This is a genomic window from Streptomyces calidiresistens (genome assembly GCF_014141525.1).
Taxonomy (GTDB): Bacteria; Actinomycetota; Actinomycetes; order Streptomycetales; family Streptomycetaceae; genus Streptomyces; species Streptomyces calidiresistens.
Map to the genome: position 1 here is coordinate 1 of NZ_VKHS01000316.1, position 5,866 is coordinate 5,866.

Here is a 5,866-nt window from a genome sequence, read left to right on the forward strand (position 1 = left end):
GGGCATGGCACCTCGGGGCGGGACGACCGGTGGACGGGGCGTTCACCGGCGCGGACCGGCGGCCGGCCGGGAACACCACCGATGCTGTGGGAACACCGTCGACGCTAACGGGCGCCGGGCGGGCGCGACAAGGAGCGCCGATTGCGCGTCCGGGCGGTTTTCGTTGCGTTTTCCCGTCGGCCGACGGCGATTCGTTGCACCGGCCGGAACCCACCGGAAGGGGAACCGGTGGGGCGCTCAGGCCGGGAGGTCCGGGGCGTGCCGGCGCAGCAGCGGGGAGAGCACCAGGACGGACTTCGTCCGCTCCACGAAGTCCTCCCCGGCGATGCGTTCCAGCACCCGCTCGAAGTGCCGCATGTCGGAGGCGAAGACCTGCACCACGGCGTCCGCCTCACCGGTGACCGTGGAGGCCGAGGCCACCTCCGGGTAGCGGGCCAGGGCGCGCCGGATGTCGGCCGGCGCGGTGCGCGAACGGCAGTACAGCTCGATCAATCCCTCGGTGCCGCGCCCCATCACCGCCGGATCGATCCGCACCGTGAAGCCGGTGATGGCCCCGCGCGCCCGCAGTCGATCCACCCGGCGCTTGACGGCGGGGGCCGAGAGACCGACCTCGGCGCCGATGTCGGCGTACGCCCGGCGGGCGTCCTCGGCCAGCGCCCGCACGATCCGCTCGTCCAGGGCGTCCAGGCCGGTGGGGGGCGTGCCGGAGCCACCGGGCCCCCCGGGAACATCGTCGTGTCGCACCCGGGCAGTACACCACGGCCCCCCGCCCACCGCGATCCCCGGGGCGGCGCGGACACCGCCCCGGGGGCAGGGGGCCGTCAGCCCCAGCTGGCGTGCAGCGGCTTGCCCTCGGCGAAGCCGGAGGCGCTCTGCACCCCGACCACCGCCCGCTCGGCGAACTCCTCCAGGGAGGCCGCTCCGGCGTAGGTGCAGGCCGAGCGCACCCCCGCCACGATGGAGTCGATGAGGTCCTCCACGCCGGGCCTGGCGGGGTCCAGGAACATCCGGGAGGTGGAGATGCCCTCCTCGAAGAGCGCCTTGCGCGCCCGGTCGTAGGGCGAGTCCTCGGCCGTGCGGTTGCGGACCGCCCGCGCGGAGGCCATCCCGAAGCTCTCCTTGTACCACCGGCCGTCGGCGGCCTGCTGGAGGTCACCGGGGGACTCGTGGGTGCCGGCGAACCAGGAACCGATCATGACGTTGGAGGCGCCGGCCGCCAGGGCCATGGCCACGTCGCGGGGGTGGCGGACGCCGCCGTCGGCCCACACGTGGCGGCCCATCCGGCGGGCCTGCTCGGCGCACTCCAGCACGGCGGAGAACTGCGGGCGTCCCACGCCCGTCATCATGCGGGTGGTGCACATGGCACCCGGCCCCACCCCCACCTTGACGATGTCCGCGCCCGCCTCGATCAGGTCGCGCACGCCCTCGGCGGAGACCACGTTGCCCGCCACCACCGGCACCCGCGGGTCCAGGGAGCGCACGGCGCGCAGGGCGGAGATCATCGATTCCTGGTGCCCGTGGGCGGTGTCCACCACCAGGGTGTCGGCCCCGGCCTTCACCAGGGCGGCGGCCCGCCCGGCCACATCGCCGTTGACCCCCACCGCGGCGGCGACCCGCAGGCCGCCCCGCTCGTCGGTGGCCGGGGTGTAGAGGGTGGCGCGCAACGCGCCGCGGCGGGTGATGATGCCCACCAGGCGGCCGTCGGCGTCCACCGCCGGGGCCAGCTTGCGGTGGGCGGCGTCCAGCCGGTTGAAGAGTTCGCGCGGTTCCAGGCCGGCGTCGAGCAGCAGCAGGTCGCGGGACATCACCTCGGTCAGTCGGGTGAAGCGGTCCACGCCGGTCAGGTCGGTGTCGGTCACCACGCCGATCGGCCTGCCGTCCTCGATCACCACACCGGCGTGGTGGGCCCGCTTGGGCAGCAGGGAGATGGCGTCGGCGACGGTCTGGTCGGGGGCCAGGGTGATGGGGGTGTCCAGGACCGGGTGGCGGCGCTTGACCCATCCGATGACCTCGGTGACCACCTCGATGGGAATGTCCTGCGGGATCACCACCAGGCCGCCCCGGCGGGCCACCGTCTCGGCCATCCGACGGCCGGCCACGGCGGTCATGTTGGCCACCACGAGCGGGATGGTGGTGCCCGTGCCGTCGCGGGTGGTCAGGTCCACCCCCATCCGGGAGCCGACGGAGGACCGGGAGGGGACCATGAACACGTCGTCATAGGTCAGGTCGTACGGCGGGCGGACCTCGTGGAGGAATCTCATGGCGGCTCTCTCACCTGCGATGGGACGGCTTGCGGGTGGGAGACCGGCTGCGGCTCCTGCTTCATTATGGCCGATTCCCGGCGGTACCCGTCGGCCCACCCGGTTCGCGGGTCCGGCTCCCCTCGTCCGGGTCCCGCGGGACCCGGACGAGGGGAGCCGGTCACTCCACGTCGGGATCGGCCCTCTCGCGGGCCGGCCGGGGGCCCGGCTCGGCCACGAGCAGTTCGTCGGCGGCGGCGGTGTCCGTCACCAGGCTGGTCACCAACCCCGAACGGAGCACCGCAGCGATGGCCGGGGCCTTGCGCCGGCCACCGGCGATGGCGACCACCTCGGGGATGCGCCGGAGCCGGTCGGCCTCGACGGTGATGCACCGCTCCCCCAGGTCGCGACCGACCCGCCGACCATCGGAGTCGAACAGGTGCGCGGACATCTCGGCGGCGACGCCGAGCGAGGCGTAGTGGGCGCGCTCCCGATCGGAGAGCATGTCGTGCACCGTGGAGATCCCGGGCTCCCAGGAGCCGATGGAGACCGCCGCGATGGTGACCTTGTCGAAGTACTCGAAGGCGCTCGCGATGCCGGTCTGTCGCCGCAACGCGGCGGCGGTCTGCGCGTCGGGCAGGAGCATCGGGGCGTAGATGGGGTGCGCCTCGCCCCCCGAGACCGCCGCGGCCCGGCGAACCGCCTCCACCGAGCCGCGCTCGGCGGTTCCGGCGTCGTAGACGCCGGTGAGCTGCACGACGGTGCACTGCGCCAGGCTCTCCAGCGCGGCGGCCATGTGGATGGTCGACCGCCCCCAGGCCAGGCCGAGCACGTCGCCCTCGGTCACCAGCTCGCCCAGCAGTTCGGCGGCGACCTCCCCCAGGTTCTCCGGATCGGGGGTGTCGTCCGGGGCGTCCGCGGGTGACTCGGTGACCACGACGTGACGCAGTCCGAAGCGGGCCCGCAGCGCGTCGGAGCGGTCGGCGTCCAATTCGGCGGGGATGCGGATCTCGATGCGGACCAGATCGTGCTCGACCGCGGACTCCAGGACCCGGGCCACCTTGAAGCGGCTGACCCCGAACTCGTCCGCGATCTGGATCTTGGATTTCCCCTCCAGATAGAAACGGCGAGCCATGGCCGCCGCCTGCATCAGCTCGGCCGGTCCCATTCGTGTGGCTGACCTTCCGGCCGGCACCGCGCTCACCTCACTGTCCTTCCGGCTGTCTCCCACCCGTCCCCCGGGACGTTCATCCTCCCAGATCCGACGGGTCGCCGGCGCCACCCGTGGCCGGTGCATCCGGTGTGAAACGCGCGGGAACCCTCCCCGGCAGCCCCGGACGCGGACCCGGGGGAACCGGCGTGGACGGAGGGTGCACGGAGGATGGACGGGTGCCGGCCGGCGGACCGCGCGGGGACGAACCCCACCGGAACGACCGACGGGCGGGACGGGGCGCGGTCGCCCCCCTACGCCCCGGGCGCCGGCGTGACGGCCTCGGCGCGGGCCCGCAGGGACTTCACCGCGGCGGCGGGGTCCTGCGCCCCGTAGACCGCGGAGCCGGCGACGAAGACATCGGCGCCGGCCTCCGCGCAGCGCTCGATGGTCTCCTCGGACACCCCGCCGTCCACCTGGAGCCACAGTTCCAGCCCGTGGCGCTCGATCATCCGCCGGGCGCGACGGATCTTGGGCAGGGTGAGGTCCAGGAACGCCTGCCCCCCGAAACCGGGTTCGACCGTCATGATCAGCAGCATGTCGAGTTCGGGGAGCAGGTCCTCGTAGGGCTCCACGGGGGTGGCCGGACGCAGTGCCATGGAGGCGCGGGCCCCCTGCGCCCGGATCTCACGGGCCAGCCGAACCGGGGCCGCGGCGGCCTCCACGTGGAAGGTCACCGAACCGGCACCCACCTCCGCGTAGCGGGGGGCCCACCGATCGGGGTCCTCGATCATCAGGTGGCAGTCGAGCGGCGTGTCCGTGGCCCGCAGCAGCGACTCGACGACGGGCAGGCCCAGCGTCAGGTTGGGGACGAAGTGGTTGTCCATGACGTCCACGTGGAGCCAGTCGGCCCCCTCCACCGCCCTGGCCTCCTCGGCGAGGCGGGCGAAGTCGGCCGACAGGATGCTGGGATTGATCTGCGCCATGCGACCAGTATCGGGCACCCCGCGTCGCCGGGAGCGGTCCGGGGCCCGATCGCCCGTTCCGGCGCCCGTCTCACCCGACCCGGCGCAGGAGGGCCAGGTACATGGCATCGGTGCCGTGCAGGTGGGGCCACAGCTGCACGTCCGGACCGTCGCCGAGGTGGGGGACGCCGGGCATCGAGGGGCGGGCGTCGACCCACTCGGCGGCCGGCGCCCCGGCCGGCCCGGCACCGGCCCCGGCGAGCACGTCCTCGACCACCGCCCGGGTCTCCGCCGGGTGGGGGGAGCAGGTGGCGTAGGCCACCACGCCACCGGGACGCGCGGCGCGCAGGGCCTCCCGGAGCAGGGCCCGTTGCAGGGGCGCGAAGCGCTCCAGGTCCTCCGGACGACGGCGCCAGCGCGCCTCGGGGCGGCGACGCAGGGCGCCGAGCCCGGTGCAGGGCACGTCCACCAGGACGCGGTCGAAGGAGGCGGGTCGCCAGGCGGGACGTGTGGTGTCGGCGGCCACGGTCAGGTGCTCGCCGGGCGAGCCCTCCAGGACGCCGGCGACCAGCCGGGCCCGGTGCGGGCGACGCTCGACGGCCAGGAGGCGGGCCCCGCGACCGGCCGCGAGCGCGGCGAGGAGGGCGGCCTTGCCGCCGGGTCCCGCGCAGCCGTCCAGCCATCGGGTGTCGGCGCCCTCCAGCGGGGCGGCGGCCAGGGCCGCGGCGACCAACTGGCTCCCCTCGTCCTGGACCCCGGCGCGGCCCTCCCGGACGGCGGGCAGCGCCCCGGGGTCGCCGCCCTCCGTCAGACGGACCGCGTGGGGGGACCAGCGACCGGGAAGGGCGCCGTCGACGAGGAGCTCGCCGGGGTCGGCCCGTCCGGGGCGGGCGACGAGGGTGACCTCGGGCCGTTCGTTGTCGGCCGCCAGGAGCGCCTCGATGCCCTCCCGGTCCGTGCGGTCGCCGCCGGGCTCCAGCGCGTCCCACAGGGCGGAGACGACCCAGCGGGGGTGGGCGTGCCGCAGTGCCAGGTACTCCTCGGGGTCGCGGTCGGCGGGCGGGGCGAGGTGCTCGATCCACTCCTCGAGGTCCCGCTCCGAGACCCGGCGCAGGACCGCGTTGACGAACCCGGCGGGGCCGGGGCCCAGGACGGCCCGGGCGAGTTCGACGGCGCTGCTGACGGCGGCGTGCCGGGGAATCCGGGTGCCGAGCAGTTGATGGGCCCCCAGGGACAGGACGTCCAGGACGGGCGGGTCGATCTCCCTCAGCGGCCGGTCGGCGCAGGCCCCGATGACGGCGTCGTAGGTGCCCTGGCGGCGGAGGGTGCCGTAGACCAGTTCGGTCGCCAGCGCGGCGTCGCGGTCGTCCAGTCCCTCGGAGCGCCGGGCGCGGGCCAGCAGCGGCGGCAGCACCAGGTTGGCGTAGGCGTCGCGCTCGTCCACCGCGCGCAGCGCCTCGAAGGCGAGCAGACGCACGGGGTCCCGCCGGGGTCGGCGCGGGGGCCGGGCC

At 75.1% G+C, this 5,866-nt stretch carries 5 protein-coding genes; all 5 read right to left on the bottom strand.

The window, feature by feature from the left end; translation table 11 throughout:
- Positions 1-237 precede the first annotated feature (237 nt).
- Complete coding sequence (locus FOE67_RS14250) at positions 238-687, bottom strand: Lrp/AsnC family transcriptional regulator (RefSeq protein ID WP_182664246.1); 450 nt, start codon at positions 685-687, stop codon at positions 238-240.
- Positions 688-821: 134 nt separating this feature from the next.
- Complete coding sequence (locus FOE67_RS14255; protein WP_182664238.1) at positions 822-2,261, bottom strand: GuaB1 family IMP dehydrogenase-related protein; 1,440 nt, start codon at positions 2,259-2,261, stop codon at positions 822-824.
- 160 nt (positions 2,262-2,421) lie between these two features.
- Complete coding sequence (locus FOE67_RS14260; RefSeq protein ID WP_228473883.1) at positions 2,422-3,408, bottom strand: sugar-binding transcriptional regulator; 987 nt, start codon at positions 3,406-3,408, stop codon at positions 2,422-2,424.
- Between the two features lie 296 nt (positions 3,409-3,704).
- Entirely contained in the window at positions 3,705-4,376 is a 672-nt protein-coding gene (gene rpe / locus FOE67_RS14265) for a ribulose-phosphate 3-epimerase (RefSeq protein ID WP_182664242.1), read from the bottom strand.
- A gap of 70 nt (positions 4,377-4,446) precedes the next feature.
- A partial coding sequence (locus FOE67_RS14270) for an RsmB/NOP family class I SAM-dependent RNA methyltransferase (RefSeq protein ID WP_182664244.1) occupies positions 4,447-5,866 on the bottom strand: 1,420 nt, incomplete at its 5' end.